This window comes from Falsigemmobacter intermedius (assembly GCF_004054105.1).
Taxonomy (GTDB): domain Bacteria; phylum Pseudomonadota; class Alphaproteobacteria; order Rhodobacterales; family Rhodobacteraceae; genus Wagnerdoeblera; species Wagnerdoeblera intermedia.
The window spans coordinates 1-965 of sequence record NZ_SBLC01000114.1; the positions used below are offsets into that span (position 1 = coordinate 1).

Below are 965 nucleotides of genomic sequence, written 5' to 3' on the forward strand. Positions count from 1 at the left end.
TTGGCTGGGTGTCAGTTCACCCGGAGATTACGCCGCCTTCAAATTTCCACCACTTCCGAGACACGACCGGCGCTCTCACGCTCTGCTGTTCACCGCAGACGGCAAAAGCTATGGAAACCTGTGGTTGCGCGCTGAGATCGGTGTTTTGGACAGTGATGAATGAATCCGAAAAGATATCAGTTGCTTAGATCACACGCGAAAAGTCTTGACTTTTGAGAACCACACTTCCAGTCGCTTAATTGGTCCAATTTGCAGTTCAATTGGTCCATCTACACAGATGGAAGATGGCGCTCTCGGCAGGACTCGAACCTGCACTCGTCGGTTTAGAAGACCGCTGCATTATCCATTATGCTACGAGAGCCTAAGCTATTGTCTTTAGCTCCTATTCCCGGTGGGTTCAACTGGTTTAGGCATCACTGTTTCAACGAGTGATTTCCTGTTCATGATTTAGTGGAGACGAATGGTTCACTCTGAACAAAGCGTTCAGCAAACGATAGTGCGTTGAACGCGTGAGTTAGCCCTGAGCTACTCCCCGATGCTTGGACAGTTTTCGGGTATATTTAAGCTACTGTCTGCGCATGCTGATCAGTTTCGATGCTGTTGAAGCAGACCACGGCAGGCGGCTTGCCGCCATGGGCAGTGTGGGGTCTTCGAAGGTTGTAGAAGGTGATCCAGGATCCGATGGCGGCCTTTGCCTGCGATCCTGTTTCCCAGGCGTGCAGATAGACGCACTCATACTTCAGAGCGGCATTGTGAGACCTTGGCAGTAAGAAGACCTCGAAAATGCGAGAGAAGCTGAAGCGTGTATGAAATCGATCGGAAAGATCGGGACTGTGGAAATCAGGGTTACATCGAGAGCAGAAAGCTCGTTCTGATGTTTTGATCACAGTCTGCGGATCCCATACCGGCCAAGGGAGTTATTATCCCACGCATAGGCCTGACACATGACCGCATTCGATCGTATG

1 protein-coding gene and 1 tRNA gene are annotated in these 965 nt (G+C 50.5%); both read right to left on the minus strand.

Annotated elements, in window-relative coordinates; all coding sequences use genetic code 11:
- Positions 1-285: 285 nt before the first annotated feature.
- A tRNA-Arg gene (locus tag EP867_RS19350) sits at positions 286-361 on the minus strand.
- Between the two features lie 199 nt (positions 362-560).
- Positions 561-887 (minus strand): integrase core domain-containing protein, encoded by a 327-nt coding sequence (locus EP867_RS20600; RefSeq protein ID WP_128491060.1) that lies wholly within the window; start codon positions 885-887, stop codon positions 561-563.
- Between the last annotated feature and the right edge of the window lie 78 nt (positions 888-965).